Source organism: Bacillus fonticola, assembly GCF_012955605.1.
In the GTDB taxonomy this organism is placed as follows: Bacteria; Bacillota; Bacilli; order Bacillales; family JC228; genus Bacillus_CG; species Bacillus_CG fonticola.
In genome coordinates this window covers 2,170,787-2,188,306 of sequence record NZ_CP052135.1, presented here as the reverse complement: position 1 = coordinate 2,188,306, position 17,520 = coordinate 2,170,787, and the positions used below count along the sequence as shown (strand labels likewise).

At 44.1% G+C, this 17,520-nt stretch carries 22 protein-coding genes; 19 read left to right on the top strand and 3 right to left on the bottom strand.

All coding sequences use genetic code 11. The features are described 5' to 3' along the window. The first annotated feature begins 7 nt into the window (after positions 1-7). The 6 genes from HHK01_RS10830 to pheA all read left to right on the top strand — a co-directional run bounded on the left by HHK01_RS10830 (position 8) and on the right by pheA (position 4,117). The gene (locus tag HHK01_RS10830; protein WP_170007805.1) at positions 8-343 is read left to right on the top strand and encodes a ribosomal-processing cysteine protease Prp; all 336 of its coding nucleotides are present in this window, start codon (positions 8-10) and stop codon (positions 341-343) included. Between the two features lie 15 nt (positions 344-358). Further along, positions 359-649 carry a 50S ribosomal protein L27 gene (gene rpmA, locus HHK01_RS10825; RefSeq protein ID WP_170007804.1) on the top strand — a complete coding sequence of 97 codons (291 nt, stop codon included), beginning with the start codon at positions 359-361 and terminating at the stop codon, positions 647-649. A gap of 272 nt (positions 650-921) precedes the next feature. Further along, the gene (locus HHK01_RS10820) at positions 922-1,461 is read left to right on the top strand and encodes a Spo0B C-terminal domain-containing protein (RefSeq protein ID WP_170007803.1); all 540 of its coding nucleotides are present in this window, start codon (positions 922-924) and stop codon (positions 1,459-1,461) included. 22 nt (positions 1,462-1,483) lie between these two features. Then, entirely contained in the window at positions 1,484-2,767 is a 1,284-nt protein-coding gene (gene obgE / locus HHK01_RS10815) for a GTPase ObgE (protein ID WP_170007802.1), read from the top strand. 15 nt (positions 2,768-2,782) lie between these two features. After that, on the top strand, positions 2,783-3,235 hold the full coding sequence (locus tag HHK01_RS10810) for an ACT domain-containing protein (RefSeq protein WP_170007801.1): 453 nt from the start codon (positions 2,783-2,785) through the stop codon (positions 3,233-3,235). Positions 3,236-3,256: 21 nt separating this feature from the next. Next, complete coding sequence (pheA, locus tag HHK01_RS10805) at positions 3,257-4,117, top strand: prephenate dehydratase (protein WP_170007800.1); 861 nt, start codon at positions 3,257-3,259, stop codon at positions 4,115-4,117. Positions 4,118-4,173: 56 nt separating this feature from the next. Here the strand turns inward: pheA and HHK01_RS10800 are convergent, their stop codons facing one another. Next, positions 4,174-4,692, bottom strand: a complete 519-nt coding sequence (locus HHK01_RS10800) for a transcription repressor NadR (protein WP_170007799.1) — start codon at positions 4,690-4,692, stop codon at positions 4,174-4,176. Positions 4,693-5,013: 321 nt separating this feature from the next. On the opposite strand from HHK01_RS10800, the gene safA reads away from it, so the two are divergent. The 11 genes from safA (at position 5,014) to yajC (ending at position 14,200) form a co-directional block, all read left to right on the top strand. Next, positions 5,014-6,387, top strand: a complete 1,374-nt coding sequence (gene safA, locus HHK01_RS15445) for a SafA/ExsA family spore coat assembly protein (RefSeq protein WP_194241264.1) — start codon at positions 5,014-5,016, stop codon at positions 6,385-6,387. A 5-nt stretch (positions 6,388-6,392) separates the two neighbouring features. Further along, complete coding sequence (locus HHK01_RS10790) at positions 6,393-7,364, top strand: phosphotransferase (RefSeq protein WP_170007798.1); 972 nt, start codon at positions 6,393-6,395, stop codon at positions 7,362-7,364. A 28-nt stretch (positions 7,365-7,392) separates the two neighbouring features. Beyond that, on the top strand, positions 7,393-8,130 hold the full coding sequence (nadE, locus tag HHK01_RS10785) for an NAD(+) synthase (protein WP_170007797.1): 738 nt from the start codon (positions 7,393-7,395) through the stop codon (positions 8,128-8,130). Positions 8,131-8,236: 106 nt separating this feature from the next. Beyond that, positions 8,237-8,974 (top strand): YhcN/YlaJ family sporulation lipoprotein, encoded by a 738-nt coding sequence (locus HHK01_RS10780; RefSeq protein WP_170007796.1) that lies wholly within the window; start codon positions 8,237-8,239, stop codon positions 8,972-8,974. 173 nt (positions 8,975-9,147) lie between these two features. Next, positions 9,148-9,717 carry a BofC C-terminal domain-containing protein gene (locus HHK01_RS10775; protein ID WP_170007795.1) on the top strand — a complete coding sequence of 190 codons (570 nt, stop codon included), beginning with the start codon at positions 9,148-9,150 and terminating at the stop codon, positions 9,715-9,717. Between the two features lie 124 nt (positions 9,718-9,841). Next, positions 9,842-10,444, top strand: coding sequence for a Holliday junction branch migration protein RuvA (gene ruvA / locus HHK01_RS10770; RefSeq protein ID WP_170007794.1), 603 nt, complete (start codon positions 9,842-9,844; stop codon positions 10,442-10,444). A gap of 41 nt (positions 10,445-10,485) precedes the next feature. Next, entirely contained in the window at positions 10,486-11,484 is a 999-nt protein-coding gene (ruvB, locus tag HHK01_RS10765; protein WP_170007793.1) for a Holliday junction branch migration DNA helicase RuvB, read from the top strand. Continuing rightward, positions 11,484-11,690 carry a DUF2905 domain-containing protein gene (locus tag HHK01_RS10760; protein WP_170007792.1) on the top strand — a complete coding sequence of 69 codons (207 nt, stop codon included), beginning with the start codon at positions 11,484-11,486 and terminating at the stop codon, positions 11,688-11,690. The genes ruvB and HHK01_RS10760 overlap by 1 nt, the downstream gene beginning before the upstream one ends. Before the next feature lie 17 nt (positions 11,691-11,707). Next, entirely contained in the window at positions 11,708-12,754 is a 1,047-nt protein-coding gene (gene queA / locus HHK01_RS10755) for a tRNA preQ1(34) S-adenosylmethionine ribosyltransferase-isomerase QueA (protein ID WP_170007791.1), read from the top strand. Continuing rightward, on the top strand, positions 12,751-13,893 hold the full coding sequence (gene tgt, locus HHK01_RS10750; RefSeq protein WP_170007790.1) for a tRNA guanosine(34) transglycosylase Tgt: 1,143 nt from the start codon (positions 12,751-12,753) through the stop codon (positions 13,891-13,893). Before queA ends, tgt begins: the two co-directional genes overlap by 4 nt. A gap of 22 nt (positions 13,894-13,915) precedes the next feature. Next, positions 13,916-14,200 (top strand): preprotein translocase subunit YajC, encoded by a 285-nt coding sequence (gene yajC / locus HHK01_RS10745; RefSeq protein WP_170007789.1) that lies wholly within the window; start codon positions 13,916-13,918, stop codon positions 14,198-14,200. A 56-nt stretch (positions 14,201-14,256) separates the two neighbouring features. On the opposite strand, the gene HHK01_RS10740 is transcribed toward yajC, so the two are convergent. Then, positions 14,257-14,637 carry a TIGR04086 family membrane protein gene (locus tag HHK01_RS10740; protein ID WP_170007788.1) on the bottom strand — a complete coding sequence of 127 codons (381 nt, stop codon included), beginning with the start codon at positions 14,635-14,637 and terminating at the stop codon, positions 14,257-14,259. 151 nt (positions 14,638-14,788) lie between these two features. Between HHK01_RS10740 and HHK01_RS10735 the strand changes: the two genes are divergently transcribed. Then, positions 14,789-15,442: a DUF421 domain-containing protein gene (locus tag HHK01_RS10735; protein ID WP_407646959.1), complete on the top strand. Its 654-nt coding sequence runs from the start codon at positions 14,789-14,791 to the stop codon at positions 15,440-15,442. 47 nt (positions 15,443-15,489) lie between these two features. Here HHK01_RS10735 and spoVB read toward each other — a convergent pair whose 3' ends face one another. Continuing rightward, positions 15,490-17,043, bottom strand: coding sequence for a stage V sporulation protein B (gene spoVB, locus HHK01_RS10730; RefSeq protein WP_170007786.1), 1,554 nt, complete (start codon positions 17,041-17,043; stop codon positions 15,490-15,492). 90 nt (positions 17,044-17,133) lie between these two features. Here spoVB and HHK01_RS10725 point away from each other — a divergent pair, with 90 nt between their 5' ends. After that, positions 17,134-17,445 (top strand): post-transcriptional regulator, encoded by a 312-nt coding sequence (locus HHK01_RS10725; RefSeq protein ID WP_170007785.1) that lies wholly within the window; start codon positions 17,134-17,136, stop codon positions 17,443-17,445. Positions 17,446-17,520: the final 75 nt, after the last annotated feature.

The window sequence follows — 17,520 nt, the reverse complement described above, 5'->3', positions numbered from 1 at the left end:
TCCTGAGATGATTGCTGTAACGGTTCAGCAAAGAGATAATCGGATTCACAGTCTTACTCTTGAGGGACATGCTGGATTCGCTAAACACGGTGAAGACCTAGTTTGTGCAGGCGTTTCAGCGGTGATCTTCGGAGGCATTAATGCCGTTGAAGAACTGCTCTCTGTTTCGTTACAAGTAGAGCAGCGTCCAAATGAGTCAGGGTACATTCGGGCAGATGTTCCCGCGGGTTTACCTGTAGACAAAGAAGCGAACGTCGAATTGCTACTGCGCAGTATCATTTCTTCACTCCGTACGATAGAACGGGATTACGGCAAGTACGTATCCATAAAGATAAGCAAATAGGAGGTGGACTAAGACATGCTACATCTAGATCTTCAATTTTTCGCATCGAAAAAGGGAGTAGGTTCGACAAAAAACGGACGTGACTCCATTTCAAAACGCCTAGGCGCTAAACGTGCTGATGGTCAGTTTGTTTCTGGCGGATCTATTTTGTATCGCCAACGCGGAACGAAAATTTACCCAGGTGAAAACGTTGGTCGCGGTGGAGACGACACATTGTTTGCAAAAGTGGACGGCGTTGTTCGTTACGAACGTTACGGCCGTGACCGCAAAAAAGTGAGTGTCTACCCACAAGCGCAAGAAGCGTAACGTAGAAAGCTTTTGCGAATGAGGTAGGGTGGAAGGCATGTTAACGACGCAACGTATAGTTGTGCTACATGCTACATGTTCCACTTGCATCTTGCGAGCGTGAAAACTCTAACCGGTTTCGGTTAGAGTTTTCTTCATTTATGTGACGAAAATTTCACTGGAGATGTCTTTCCTTTCAAAGGTCTCGTTTTTTCTCTCATTAGCTGGTGGAGTTTGCTATACTGGGAGGAAGAAAATGGCGGCACTGTGCACGGAAAGAGAGGTCGACCCGTATGAATGACGAAAGACAACTTATTGATGTGTTGCAAAACACTCGACACGATTGGCTGAATAAACTTCAACTTATAAAAGGAAATCTAGCATTAGAAAGACCTGAACGTGTAAAAGAAATCATCGATGAAATCGTGATAGAAGCAAGGCAAGAGACACAACTTTCAAACCTAGGTGTCCCGAAATTTGCGGCTAAGTTACTCACGTTTTCATGGAGTCAGCATGCGTTTACTATTGAGTATGACATTATGGGAGCGGGCATTCTACCAGAACAAGTGGATGGTGCTCTTAGCGCATGGTTTGCAAAACTTTTTGAAACAATTGATGAGACGGTGGACAAGAGTGTTGAGAACCATCTTAGTGTTACGATTGACCTTACAGACGAAGAACAGATTCAGTTTTTATTTGATTTAAGAGGTAAGTTTGCGGACGATGCAACGTTCGAGAAACTGGTTCACACCGATTGTTCGGCATTTACTAAAGTTCAACACGAAACACAAGAAGAATGGACATTTTCTTTCTCTATTTCGAGAACAATTTAAAAAACATAAGGAGGTGGAAGAAATGTTTGTTGATCAAGTAAAGATCTTTGTCAAAGGTGGCGACGGAGGCAATGGTATGGTCGCATTTCGTCGAGAAAAATATGTTCCAAAAGGTGGACCCGCTGGCGGTGATGGTGGAAATGGTGCAGACGTTGTCTTCGAAGTAGACGAAGGATTACGTACGTTAATGGATTTTCGCTATAAAAAGCACTTTAAGGCGACTCGTGGTGAACATGGTATGTCAAAAGGGATGCATGGTCGTAATTCAGACGACATGGTCGTAAAAGTTCCACCAGGTACTATTGTGACGGATGATGATACAGGACAAGTCCTTGCCGATTTAACAACGCATGGACAGCAAGCAATTATTGCAAGAGGCGGTCGCGGTGGAAGAGGCAACATCCGCTTTGCCACGCCACGTAATCCAGCCCCGGAGCTATCTGAAAATGGAGAGCCTGGTGTAGAACGCTATGTGAATTTAGAGTTAAAGCTACTGGCTGATGTAGGACTCGTTGGATTTCCAAGTGTCGGAAAGTCTACGTTTCTTTCCGTAGTGTCAAGCGCTCGACCAAAAATTGCAGATTATCCGTTTACAACGCTTGTCCCGAATTTAGGGGTCGTTGAAACAGGAGACGGACGAAGCTTCGTGCTTGCCGATTTACCTGGGTTAATCGAAGGCGCACACGAAGGAGTAGGGCTAGGTCATCAGTTTTTACGTCACGTAGAACGTACACGAGTCATTGTACACATCGTAGACATGGCTGCAGTAGAGGGGCGTGACCCGTATACAGATTACGAAACGATTCGTTCTGAATTAGGCTCTTACGATGATACACTACTGTCCCGTCCACAGCTCATTTTGGCCAACAAAATGGATATGCCAGAAGCACAAGACCACTTTGAGGAATTTTGTAAGCAAGTAAAAGAAGATATTGAGATTGTTCCACTTTCTGCCATTACCAGAGAAGGTGTACAGGAGGTTCTCTATAAAATTGCAGATATCCTCGATCGCGCTCCTGAAATAGGAGAAACCGTTATTGAAGAAGATGGCGCGCGTGTTGTATACAAGCACGAAGCAGACGAATTACCCTTTGTCATTACGCGTGATCCAGATGGAACGTTTGTTGTATCAGGGGATAAGCTTGAGCGTTTGTTCAGGATGACAGAATTTAGCCGAGAGGAATCTGTGCGACGCTTTAGTCGTCAATTGCGCGGCATGGGTGTTGACGATGCATTACGCGAGCGCGGTGCTAAAAATGGCGATATCGTTCGTCTATTAGAGTATGAATTTGAATTTCTTGACTAACGGGGGAAACAAGTCATGAAACAAAAAGGTGCCATTCCGTTCGTGTTGGTACGGGAAGACATTTTGCCAGATGGAATGAAAAAAGTATTGCAGGCGAAATCACTTTTGGAACGCGGGAAAGTTTCTTCAGTGCAAGAGGCTGTTGATACAGTGGACATGAGTCGGAGTGCTTTTTACAAGTACAGACACGCTGTTTTGCCTTTCCGTCAAATGATGAAAGCCCACTACGTTACTTTGTTCTTTCAGTTAGAGGATGAGCGCGGAAGTTTATCCAAGCTACTAGATACGGTGGCACATGCAGGTGGAAACGTCATGACCATTCACCAAACACTTCCTTTATCAGGGCGAGCGAATGTGACCTTATCGTTGGAAACGACGATGATGAGTTCTTCACTTGAAGAATTGTTAGCTGCACTAGAACGCTACCCGTTTGTTGAACAAGTAGACGTTGTAGGGTCTGGAGTATAGCACGTCAGGAGGCATTAGAACATGCGCGTAGGGTTTTTAGGACCGGAAGCAACTTTTACACACGAGGCTGTCACGAGGCTCTTTCCAGATGAAACTTTGGAGCCTTTTCAAACGATCCCTGAGGGGGTCCAGTGGATTCAAAGTGGCCGCACAGATGCCTGTTTACTGCCGCTAGAGAACGCTTTAGAAGGATCTGTTAGTATGACGATGGACGCCTTAATCCATGAAGAACTTCCACCTATTCGAACGGAAATAGTGCTTCCGATTCGTCAGCAACTGATGGTGCACCCTCTTCAAATAGGAAATTGGCAAGAAGTGACGAAAGTATTCTCTCACCCCCATGCCATCCATCAGTGTCGTTCTTTATTGTATTCGCAACTAACAGGGGCCGTAAAAATAGAAACAACGTCGACTGCAGCGGCGGCAAAGATCGTGAAAGAACATCCGAATCGTTGTTACGGAGCCATCGCGAACCAACTCGCTGCCGCTCAGTACGGGTTGACTATTGTCAAACAGGATGTACAGGACTATACAAGCAATGAGACACGATTTATTTTGCTAACAAATGAAGAGCTGGCATTACAGCAAAAGGCAGATGGCGAGAAAACGACACTGCTTGTTTGGTTGCCAACAAACGAACCGGGAGCCCTTCATAAAGCCTTGTCATGTTTTGCGTGGCGAAACTTAGGACTGAGCAAAATCGAATCTCGTCCTACAAAAACAGGACTCGGGTCTTACGTATTTCTAATGGACGTAACGAAACCGATGGACGATGTCTTGTTACCGGGAGCTATTCAGGAGATGGAGTCACTTGGGTGCACCGTAAAGTTACTTGGTAGCTACCCTGTGTATAAGGTGAAAAACAATATCGTGTGCGCGTAGTTTGGGTGCGTGGATAAATTGGGGGAAGATGCCCTTTTTACAATAAGGGCATCTTTTTAATTTGCTAAAAAACCATGTTTTTCTAAAGCAAGAATGGCTTTTTCCACAACATCCTCTGTCGGTGCTTGTAAAGTATGTACATGATAACCGTCTGTGAGTTCACTAAGCAGACTAGCGGATTGAATAGATTGCAAAAATGCTTCGACATCTTTACGACTTCGTAAATGAAGAGAAGCTGTTAATTCTCCATATACCTCGTGTTCGACCTTTACATCTATTACAGTCACTCCATGGTCAACTAGTAAGTACAACTCTTCCTCTGTTCGTTCAGGGGTGTGTCGGCAAGCGACTTGGCGGATGTATCGTGCTGATGCAACTTCTTGTAAGTACATGTAGCCACGACTTGTTGCCACAATCGGTGTATTCTTTGCTTTTAACAGTGTCATATCCCCCACAATAACTTGTCTGCTCACACCAGCACGCTCTGCCAGTTCAGTCCCTGTTATAGGCGCAGAAGATGCCCGTAGCCATTGTAACAATTGTTCACGACGTTGATCTCCGGTAATTTTCTCCATGGATATCCTCTCTCTCAGGTGGGACGGTCGCCTAATTCCCACACGTTTTGAAAACTTTAGGAACAAGACAACTTCCTTACATCATAAGTTATCATGAAAAGCTCTTCAAGAGAAAGTAGTGTGTGCCTATGCACAAATTTGCACATACAATTAGTAGGATATGGATCAGTACGAAAGGCGGAAGGCGCACGCCCTTGGGAAGCGCCTCACTTCAAGAAGATGGCATGAACAGCAACCAAACATATATTGCAAACACCTGTCATAATCTTAATCAGTGAGCGGGTTCCTTAGCGTCTACAGCTAGATGAGGAGGGAAACGAAGTGAAGATTCACATTGTCCAAAAAGGGGACACTCTTTGGAAGATCGCTAAAAAGTATGGCGTGAATTTTGAAGAGGTAAAGAAAATGAATGCCCAGTTGTCTAATCCAGACATGATTATGCCCGGCATGAAAATAAAAGTGCCTGACAATGGCGGTTCGGTTAAAAAAGAGTCTGCAAAAGTGAATTTCGGCGCAAAAAAAGAGATGCCCATGCCAATGAAAGAGATGCCTATGCCAATGAAAGAGATGCCTATGCAGAAAAAACCAAAGGAAATGCCGATGAAATCACCAAAAATGCCAATGCAAATTTCCCCAGAGATTGATATTAATAACTACTATATGATGAACATGGCTAACGTGTCCACAACGAAAAAAGAAATGCCAAAAATGCCACCAAAGCCAAAGCCGGAAGTTATAGAAGAATCATCTGAATCGATAGAAGGAGTGATGCAACCGATGATGCCACTGTGTCCACCAGGAATGGTACCAGTACCAATGCCACCAGGAGTCGGCGGCATACAAACGGGTTACCCACCTCATCATGGGATGCACCACCATGGAGTGCAAGGAAGTTACCATGAAATCCCTTACGGACAGATGACGCAACCAGGATTTGCAGGGGGGGTTTACGATGAGTCTTCTTCTTCCTCTTTCCCATTGACGAACCATTATCCACACATGGGGCAAGTACAGGGCGCATATGATCAAATGCAGCCTGGATACGGCCCAGGATACGGTTCAGGACCAGGATATAGCCCAGAATACGGTCCAGCACCAGGTTACGGTCCAGAATACGGTCCAGCACTGGGGTACGGTCCAGCACCGGGGTACGGCCCAGAATACGGTCCAGCACCAGGGGGATACGGCCCAGAATTCGGTCCAACACCAGGGGGATACGGCCCAGAATACGGTCCAGCACCAGGGGGATACGGCCCAGAATTCGGTCCAGCACCGGGGTACGGCCCAGAATTCGGTCCAGCACCAGGGGGATACGGCCCAGAATTCGGTCCAGCACCAGGGTACGGCCCGGAATTTGGTCCAACACCAGGATACGGCCCAGGATTCGGTAGTCCAGGACCAGCGTATGGAGGACCAGGTTATCCATCAGGGGAAGTTCAAGGGGTTTACGGAGAAGATTCTCCAAACGGGGCTTATCCGTACTCATCAATGGGACCAGGAACTGCAATGCCAGCACAACCATATCCAGCACAACCATATCCAGCACCAGGGCAAGACTGTGGATGTGGTGGCCCATATGGAGTTCCTTATGGACCAGGGCCAAACGGTTTAGGTACACAAGGAGGCTACCCTTCATCCCCACACTATCCAAATGGAGATGTCTATGGAAATAATTATTACGGAAAAAAAGGGTGAATTCTGTGAGGAACACACCTTTGCGAGGAGACGATGTTACAACACGTCTCCTTTCTTTTTTTCAAGCAGTACTCGGTAAACAACTTCTTTCTGTAAAGCCCATTCGGAGTCATGTTTGGGAGGTTACAGGTAAACACGGAAACAAGTGGATTGCAAAGCGATTTTCTACACAGGAAGATTATATGAAGCAACGATGGGTCACTAATGCATTGTTGGAAAAGGGATTGTCAGGCACGAATCAAATGATATCTGAGCCTGATGAGCTTTTCTTCGATGGGAAGGGTTCCATCGCACTTTTAGAATACATTCCTCATGCGAATGTAAAGAAAGGTGAATCGATCACCTATACTTTGCAAAAAGATCGAAAGGATGCTCATCACCTATTACGTTCCGTCCATGAGCTAGGACAATCTATTCAAGAAGCAGCTCCGGGGATGCTTACACGTCCGTCATTACTTATGAAATGGCATAAACGCTTTGCTGATTTTGAAGATGCTCATTCCGTGTTAAGTACTTATATTCCGAAAACTACTTTGCAAAAATTGCATCAATGGGGACAATGGGCACTGGATGGAATGAACAGTGAACAAACAAAGGATACCCACACCATTCTACACGGAGACGTAGCAGCCCATAATTTTATTCGCCACTTAAACGGTAACCTATACATGATTGATTTTGACCTCGTGGCGTATGGACCTGCTTGGTATGATGAGGTGCAATTTGCTAATCGCATTTTACCATATATTCACTGGTCATCTGATCTTTTGTGCGCTGATCATGCGTTCCAGATAAACGCCCATTTTTTGTATGGTTTGGCGTTTCCGTCCGATATTTATCGAGAATGGAACAGAACGATCAGAGAAAACTTGTTCTCACATAAAGAATGGATGAGTTATGTGGAACGTACGACCTTTCATCAGCTTTCACGTAGAATGAATTTTATCGAAAAAATACGGAATATGGTAGAATCATGAATAACGTGAAGCGAAAGGAAGTAATAATATGCAACAAACTGTTGAAAACTTGACAAAATGGATTCAAGAACGAGTAGAAGATGCTGGGGCAAAGGGGGCTCTTGTTGGTGTAAGTGGAGGGATTGATTCTGCTGTCGTGGCTAATTTAATTAAACGAGCTTATCCGAATAACTCACTGGGCGTCATTATGCCGTGTAAAAGCAACCCAAATGACCAAAAGGATGCAAGAAACGTCATTGATGCTTGTGGAATTGATTCTGTTCTTGTTGATTTATCTAACGCACACACAGAGCTCGTAACACCCGTAGAGATGGCTCTTAAAACGTCAGGACGCTATAACGAAGAGCAAGCGAAACTATCCGATGCTAACACGAAAGCGCGTCTGCGCATGACTACGCTATACAGCATTGCGCAAAATCAAAACTATCTTGTCGTCGGAACCGATAACGCAGCGGAATGGCACACCGGTTACTTCACGAAATTTGGAGACGGTGGTGTTGACCTCGTGCCGCTCGTGAACTTAACAAAAGGTGAGGTTCGTGAAATGGCCCAAGCATTAAGCGTTCCCGACGCCATCATTAATAAAGCTCCAAGTGCTGGTCTGTGGGAAGGTCAAACAGACGAAAATGAGATGGGCACTACGTATGAAAATATTGACAAGTACTTACAGGGGATGGATATTCCTCAAAAGGATAAAGAAATAATCGACAGAATGCACGAACGAACTGCCCACAAGCGCCAATTAGCTTTTTCTCCGCCGAATTGATTTTTGGTCGATACTGACAGGATGAAACCCGCTGTCTGTTCACATGCTAGGTGTACACGGTAGCACGAAAGCCGTGTGACCACTCCTTAGACAGGGGGTTTTTCCTTTGGAGAAACAATGGGTCAAGGTCGGAGTGACGGGTTTGCTTTTGACTAGCGTGGTGGCGGGATGTTCATCCAATGATGAAGCGGAGAACACGAACCGCTACACAAACGAAGGCAACCCAATTGGTTATTACACGAACGAGTTTGATGGAACGTTTCGTGAAAGCGAAAATGACGGACCAATGAAAGAGCTCTATGACCATACAGTCGGAGAAGAAGGACAAGATTACCGAAGAACCCGTAGGCAAACATTACAAATTCGTGACGAAAACGGGAACCCACCGAATGGTACACAACCGCTCAGCAATTACGATAGCCTTTTTCTAAAAGACGGCCAGTATTCCACAGGGGATGCCAACTACCACGGCCATCTGGATGATCAAACGTCAAGACCAAGAAGCTCCTATTACAACACGTACGAAGGAAATCTTTCCGAGTCAATCAGTGAAATAGTGGGCAATATGGACAACGTAACGGATGTCCGCTCTGTTATTTATGACAGAGATATTGTGGTGGCAGTCGTATTAAAAAACGAACGAGATAAGAAAAAAACGTTACAGGATATTGAACGCGCAATCGAACCATACGCAAAGAACCAAGAGGTTACTGTCGTTGCTAACAAAGGAACGTTCAGTCGATTGCGTAACGTGGACAACTCCCTTCGTCACGGGGAATCACGCCAAACATTTGAAGAAGATATTCAGGAACTTCTTCGTTCTCTAGGTAACGATAATGATTAACGTCAGTAAGGCAAAACAGTGCAAGATGGGCTGTTTTGCTTTTTTTATCTATCCCAGGATAAGGAAAGCGAATCAGTGAATCACACCTAGATTATGTCATCGAAAAGGTTTCTGGATAATTTTGTGATGATTGGTCACAATAGGGGTATCACGAAAAATTTGAGGTGATACTCATGACCATGCGCATTCGTATCGTACTCATGGTTCTGCTTGTAGTGGGTGCGTTTGCTTTAGTGTATGTATCAGCAGAAGAGGAAAAGCCAGTTGAAGCTGAAGAAAAGGAATCGAAATCTCAAGAGACATTGGCAGAAGTGATCGTTCCCTCGTCCCCTATTAGGCTAGAAGTAGTACTTCGAAGAGTGTATTTCGATGGAGAAACTAGCGAAGAATCAATTGAGGAAGAGATACTGGCGATGGAAGACTTTTGGTCGAAATATAGTGGGTGGAACTTGCAAGAGATGGATCAAGGTCATATTGTTTTCCAAAAACGCGTCAATGACATATCGCCATTACTAAAAGCAAACGGTTATTTCGGTGTAACAAAGGAAGGCACTTTATCGATTTTTAATGGCAAACCTGTTGAAGACGAAGTGATTCAGTCATTCTATCAACTAGATTTGTATAAGCTGGAAAGTGTCAAACAAAAGCAGCTACAACAAGGCATTCGAATTCGGACAAAGCAGCAATACGAAGAAGTGTTGGAAACGTTTAAACCGTATTCACGCATAGATATGGCACAATAGAAGTAAAATGGGTTCTCCAAACGGAAGCCCTTTTTTGCGTCAAGGATACTTACGTGAAAGCCCTCGTTTTGCTACAATGAAGGATAGACTAAAAGAGAATAATGTAATGAGGGAGAGAGCGAGTGTGTTCGCACATATTGAGGGAGAAATCACGTTAGTTCGACCAGATGGGATCGTCGTGTCTGTCGGTGCGCTTGGTTATGAGCTTTTCACACCAAATCCGTATGCATATACAGTTGGACAAATAGTAAAAATCCATACTTCATTATACGTTCGGGAAGATGCCTTTTTACTATATGGCTTTCAAACAATCGAAGAAAAAGACATGTTTCGGTCACTACTCAACGTTTCAGGCATTGGCCCTAAAGGGGCGCTTGCCATTTTAGCCACAGGAAAGCCTGCGCGTATCGTTCAAGCTATAGAAGATGAAGATGATACATTTTTAACAAAATTCCCTGGTATTGGTAAAAAAACGGCTCGGCAAATTATTTTGGATTTGAAAGGTAAATGTCCTTCATTTGATGAGAAGATTCAAAAGGGATTCTTTCAACAAGTTGAGGACACCTCAGAAGAACAAGCATTGGAGGAGGCTATTTTAGCTTTAGAGGCTTTAGGGTACTCCAAACGCGAAGTAAAACGTGCAGAAACGTTGCTACGTAAGCATGAGTTGATGACCACAGATGAATACATTAAACGGGCGTTACAAGAACTTGTATTAAAGGCTTAAAGTGCGTGTTCAATCCGTTTAAAAAGTAAGGAGGGACGGCTGTGGAAGAACGACTAGTTACCGATGAGGTGTTCGAGGAAGAAGTATCAGTGGAAGGGTCTGTTCGCCCCCAATCTTTTGCGCAATACATAGGCCAGCACAAAGTAAAACAAAACTTACAAGTGTTTATTGAAGCAGCCAGATTACGACAGGAAACGCTTGATCACGTCCTGCTCCATGGACCGCCTGGTTTAGGGAAAACGACGCTAGCGGCCATTATCTCCTCTGAAATGAATGGTGAATTACGGACAACAGCAGGTCCAGCTATTGAAAGAGCAGGAGATTTAGCTGCTATACTTACTGGGTTACAACCCGGCGATGTTCTTTTTATTGATGAAATTCATCGTCTTCCGCGGGTAGTAGAGGAAGTACTATACAGTGCGATGGAGGATTTTTGCTTAGATATTATGATTGGAAAAGGCGAGAGTGCTCGGTCTGTACGCTTAGATTTACCACCGTTTACTTTAGTAGGGGCGACCACGCGGGCTGGTGCTTTGTCTGCCCCGCTTCGCGACCGGTTTGGCGTGCTCAGTCGTTTGGAATACTATCAGGAAGAAGACTTGATTCAAATTCTTCAGCGATCGGCGAGTATTCTCGAAGCAAATCTGGATGACGATGCCGCAGATGAAATGGCGAAGCGATCGCGTGGAACACCCCGCATTGCCAATCGACTGTTGCGACGTGTTCGTGACTTTGCTCAAGTGCGTGGAGACGGGCAGATTACGCTGTCAATCGCCAAAGAAGCACTAGAGCTATTGCAAGTGGATGCAAAAGGATTGGACGCAATTGATCACAAAGTATTAGAAACGATGATCGGTATGTATCGTGGTGGTCCAGTTGGATTAGAAACGTTGGCTGCTTCCATTGGAGAAGAACCTTCCACATTAGAAGAAGTGTATGAGCCGTACTTAATGCAAATTGGTTTTTTAGAGCGGACCCCTCGTGGTCGGCAAGTCACTTATGCTGCCTATAGCCATTTGAATTTGGAGGTACCGGAGTAATGCCACCGATTGGAAAACTACTGATGATTATAGGTGGTCTTGTATTTCTTATCGGTCTTATCATGCAAGTGCTCCCAATCGGTAAATTACCTGGAGATATTGTTTGGAAAAGAGGGAATACAACCGTCTATTTTCCGATTGTGACGTCTATTGTTGCTAGTGTTGTGCTAAGTTTGTTGTTTTTTATTTTTGGTCGATTGAAATAGAAATGGGTGAATGTTCGTTGCGTGTAGAAGATTTTGATTTTAAGTTGCCAGAAGAATTAATCGCACAAACTCCTCTTGAAAATCGTACGGAAAGTCGACTGCTTGTGATGGATCGTATAACGGGAGAAATTCAGCATAAGCAATTTTCAAGTATTGTCAATGAACTTCAAGCGGGAGATTGTCTCGTGTTGAACGATACGAAGGTGCTACCTGCAAGATTGTATGGTACAAAGGAAGATACGGGTGCTAAGGTGGAATTGCTCCTATTGAAAGACTTAGGTAATTCCACGTGGGAGACGCTTGCTAAACCTGCAAAGCGCTTAAAAGAAGGCACTGTACTTACCTTCGGGGAAGGAAAGCTAACAGCGACAGTAGTAGGGTCAACAGAGTTTGGCGGTCGTAAGGTGGAATTTTCTTATGAAGGCGTATTTTATGAGTTGTTGGAGGAGCTTGGGGACATGCCGTTACCTCCTTACATTACAGAACAGCTCGACGATAAAGACCGATATCAAACCGTTTTCGCTAAAGTAAAAGGCTCTGCGGCTGCACCTACTGCGGGCTTACATTTTACAAAAGAACTCCTAGAAGAAATTCAAAAAAAAGGTGTTCATATCGCATTTATCACGTTACATGTTGGACTAGGTACTTTTCGACCTGTCCAAGTGGAAACGATTGAGAACCATAAAATGCATAGTGAGTTTTACCACATGAGCGCACAAACGGCCAAATTGTTGCGTACTGTACGTGAAAAGGGTGGGCGTATCATATCCGTCGGAACAACTTCAACACGTACGTTAGAAACGATTGTCCGCGACCATGGGACGTTTACAGAATCATCGGGATGGACGGATATATTTTTATACCCGGGATACGAGTTTCGGGCAATCGACGGTTTGCTCACTAACTTCCATTTGCCAAAGTCGACGCTCCTCATGTTGATCAGTGCCTTTTCGAATAGAGAACACATTTTGAGTGCCTATGAAGAGGCTGTAAGAGAGCGTTATCGCTTTTTTAGCTTTGGTGACGCGATGCTTATAGTAGAAGGGAAGAAAGACAACCTATGACACAACCGATAACATATGAGCATATTAAAACGTGTAAGCAAACAGGAGCACGTCTTGGGAAGTTACACACACCACACGGTACCTTTGACACGCCGATGTTTATGCCTGTTGGAACACTCGCGACAGTCAAAACGATGTCCCCTGAAGATTTAAAGGAGATGGGAGCGGGTGTGATTTTAAGTAACACATACCATCTGTGGTTGCGTCCTGGGGAGGATATTGTGCAAGAAGCAGGCGGACTGCATAAATTTATGAATTGGGATCAGGCAATTTTAACAGACTCTGGTGGATTTCAAGTGTTTAGCTTGAGTGAATTTCGGAAAATAGAGGAAGAGGGCGTTCACTTTCGTAACCATTTGAATGGGGACAAGCTGTTCCTTTCACCAGAAAAATCAATGAAAATTCAAAATGCCCTCGGTCCTGACATTATGATGGCGTTTGATGAATGCCCACCATATCCTGCTACTTATGAGTACATGAAAAAATCTGTAGAACGAACTTCTCGTTGGGCAGAACGTTGCTTACAGGCACACGAACGACCTCATGACCAAGGCCTGTTTGGCATTGTCCAAGGTGGCGAATTTGAAGTTTTACGAAAACAGAGCGCGCGTGACTTAACTTCCATGGATTTTCCTGGCTATGCAATTGGGGGATTATCTGTAGGAGAGCCAAAGGACGTCATGAACCGTGTGTTAGAGTTCACAACCCCCCATTTGCCTGGTGACAAACCTCGCTATTTAATGGGAGTAGGCAGCCCAGACTCACTGATTGACGGGGCCATTCGTGGGATCGACATGTTCGACTGCGTCTTACCGACACGAATCGCAAGAAACGGTACATGTATGACGTCACAAGGGCGTCTTGTAATCAAAAATAAGCAATTTGAGCGTGACTTCCGTCCACTTGATGAAAAATGTTCGTGTTATACGTGTAAAAATTATTCGCGTGCATATATTCGCCATCTCATTAAAACAAGTGAGACGTTCGGAATTAGACTTACGACTTATCATAACTTGTCTTTTCTGCTAAACTTAATGAAGCAGGTTCGAGATGCGATTCAAACGGATTCTCTCGGAGATTTCCGAGAAGCATTTTTTGAAGAATACGGCTTCAATCGCCCGAATGCGAAAAATTTCTAAGGGAGAAAGGAGGGATTAATCAATGGATATCCTTACAACGTTAGCACCACTACTTTTAATGTTCGTGTTGTTTTATTTCCTATTGATTCGTCCACAACAAAAGCGTCAACGTAATGTGCAACAAATGCAAGGCGACCTTCAAAAGGGCGATAAAATTGTTACCATTGGCGGTCTCCACGGGACAGTGGATGCATTGGATGAAGGCAAAATTGTGATTAAGTGTGGCGATGGGAGTCGACTTACATACGACCGTGCCGCGATTCGCGACGTGGTTGAAAAGGGTAAAGGCGGTTTAGCCGAATCATAAGCAACAAGACGACTTTCACGATGAAAGTCGTCTTTTTTAAAGGTGTTGTGTCGCAGTTAGTCCGATTGACTACTCATATTTACACCAAGCACGCCACCCATCATCGCTGTGATGATAAAGCAAACGTGGTAGATGAGCTGCTGCACAGTAAACATGCCCTCCAACCCAAGAAATTGAAATGCGAACACAAAGGTAGAAAAGATGAATCCAGTAATTCCTCCGACGAGTAATCCCTTTTGTTTGCTTTTTCCACCCGCAAGAAACCCCCCAACAAACATGGCAAAAAACGTCGTACCTGTTACTACGTACGAAATGGCTTGCTCATCTAAGTTGGTAAAGGCCAGAACTAGGGAGAATAATAAGCTGCTGAACACGGCAAAGGCGAAGATGGTACTGACCCCGAACAAAACGGCCACACTACTTCGTCTAGTTTCCATAAAGTTCCCCTCCTCTTTTACAGCACAGTAGTTGCCTAGTACAAGCATATGAACAGGTTCCAATAATAGAAGAGAAAAACTTAAAAAAGAGCATAACTTTTCCTGCCTGTTACAAACTATGCACAGGAATGTGTTTAAGGAGGGAACTATGGTGGAAGATATTCTGCTGACAATCATCCGCACGTTCTTCTTTTATGTTGTCCTCCTGTTGATTTTTCGGTTTATGGGAAAAAGAGAAATAGGGGAATTAAGCGTATTGGACCTCGTCGTGTTTATTATGATCGCGGAGTTAGCCTCTGTTGCGATTGAGGATACAAGCGTGAACTTTTCTAGACAACTCGTCCCAATGGTAACGCTAATGATTATTCAAGTTTTGTTTGCAATTGTATCTTTGAAAAGCCAGAAATTTCGTCAATTCGTGGACGGTCGTCCGAGTGTGTTAATCTACAAAGGCAATATCGACGAGAAAGAAATGCGAAAGCAGAGATACAACTTTGATGATTTACTCCTTCAATTGCGAGAACAAAACGTAAAAAGTGTCGGGGATGTAGAATTTGCCATTCTAGAGACATCTGGTAAACTAACTGTGTACGAAAAGGAAAAAGGGAAAAAAAGGCAACCTGATTTTCTCATAATGCCATTGATTCTCGACGGAATTATTCAGAAAAATAACGTAAAAAAGATTGGGAAAAGTGAAGAGTGGTTACAACGCGAGCTAAGTGAGAGAGGTTATTCGAACACATCAACCATTTCGTTTTGTTCATTTCAAAACGGTGAATTTATTGTAGACACCAAAGACATATAGAGTAGCGTAGCTTACAGAATGCTACGCTACTTTTTTACCAATCAAATTCAACCTACGGTAAACCATTTTCCGATTACTGGAAACTTAGCTAATTCCTCATGACGAATTAATTTAAGTCGTAAAATGATCGTGATGTAGACGACAAACATGACGATAATCGTAATGAACAATGTGCCTGCATTACCAAGCAGTGGATAAAGTTGGGTAAATGTTTGCTTGCCCAACCAACCAACTAATGCCATCGTCACAATTGTTTTTACAAAATCTCGCAAATGTAGAGTGAATTGAATATGCTTAAGCACAGTGAAAAAGTGAAGAAACGTAACGAGTACAAAGCCAACGACTATTCCGAGTGCAGCGCCCATAATACCAAACGTAGGCTGACTGGCTAGGAGGGTAATAACTGTCAGTTTCACGAAAGCTCCAATCATACTGTTAATCATGGCCGCCCTGGCTAAATCCAGCGCTTGTAATACAGCCGTTAATGGCCCTTGGAAAAAATAAAGAAGAAAAAACGGGGCCATGACTTGGATAAACACGGCTCCTTTTTGCGAGTTATACATTTCTTGGACGAGCGGACCAGCCAACACCATCATAATGACGACAGCAATTCCCCCAGAGACAAGAGAAAAGCGGATGGATTGTTGCATACGTAGTTCCACGAGCTTGTACTGTTTAAGTGCATACGCCTCTGATATGGCTGGAACTAGGGAGGTAGATAGCGCGTGTGTAATGAATGACGGAAGCATGAGCAATGGCATCGCATAGCCAGTGAGTTCGCCATACTGCTTCGTCGCCATCGTCGCTGTAACTCCAGCTATGGCCAAGCTATTCGCCACCACAATAGGCTCGAAAAACCATGATAAACTGCCAACCATTCGTCCTCCTGTTGTAGGAAGTGCCACCCGCATTAGTTCACTGAATGTCTTTTTCCCAGATCGAATAGAGTGCATAAATTTTTTGCGTACGCGGAATCGCTTTTTTAATTTGAACATCGTGAGTAAGTATCCTAGAGAAACAAGCTCCCCGAGTACTGTCGCCACCATAGCTGCAGCTGCTGCGTATTCCACTCCATAGGGAAGAAATGCTTGTGTGAGCAGTGCAATGAGACAGATACGAACAAACTGTTCTAATAACTGGCTAAGGGCTGCTGGCTTCATTTGTTGCTTACCTTGGAAGTAACCACGAATTACAGAAGACACGGCAATGATTGGAATAACAGGTGCCACTGCGAGTAGTGGCCAAACTGTACGTGGGTCTGTAAATAACACATCAGCCAATATGGGCGCAAGTAAAATTAAAGCCGGTGTAAATACTAACGACAGGCTGATTGTTGTGGCGAGTGAAACGACTAATATTTTCTTAACTTTTTTTCGATCTCCGATTGCCTCTGCTTCGGCTACACTTTTTGAGATGGCTACAGGCAACCCGAGCTGGGTCACTGTCACAACGAGGACAAACGTCGGAAACGCCATCATATAGAGCCCGACCCCTTCATCTCCGAGCACCCGTGCAATGACAATTCGGTTAATAAAACCGAGGATTCGTGTGACAAATCCAGCTAGTAATAAAATGAGGGCGCCTTGTATAAACTTCGACATTTCGTTCCCCGCCTTCTCAAAGTTCATGGAATTCGCTACAATAATGCGTATGAGAGTGTAGGACAAACCATGACAAAATGGGGGAAAGACATGGAAACGACAAAAGTTTGGAAATCGTATGAAGCAGTATTATACCCAGCATTGAAGAGCAAAGCAGAGGAATTTCAGTTACTCGGAATCGATAAAGTAAATCCAGAAGCAGTATGGACCTTTTGTGTGCAAAAAAAATGGCGAAAAGTAGATCCTGCAGACGTCCGCATTTATCAGCTTGCCCAAGACATCCTTTCGGCAAAGGTGCAAGATTTTATGAGCTTCCAAACTATTGAAGCCATAAAGTCTCCTGACTTAATGAAAGGGTTATCAGAAGAAGATTTTCAAGCCCTATTTCGTCCGAAAAATTGACACATTCACGTAACTATTTCATAATTAGCTTGTTTACCCCACATTAAACGGGTAGTATAATCCCCCAACTAAGAA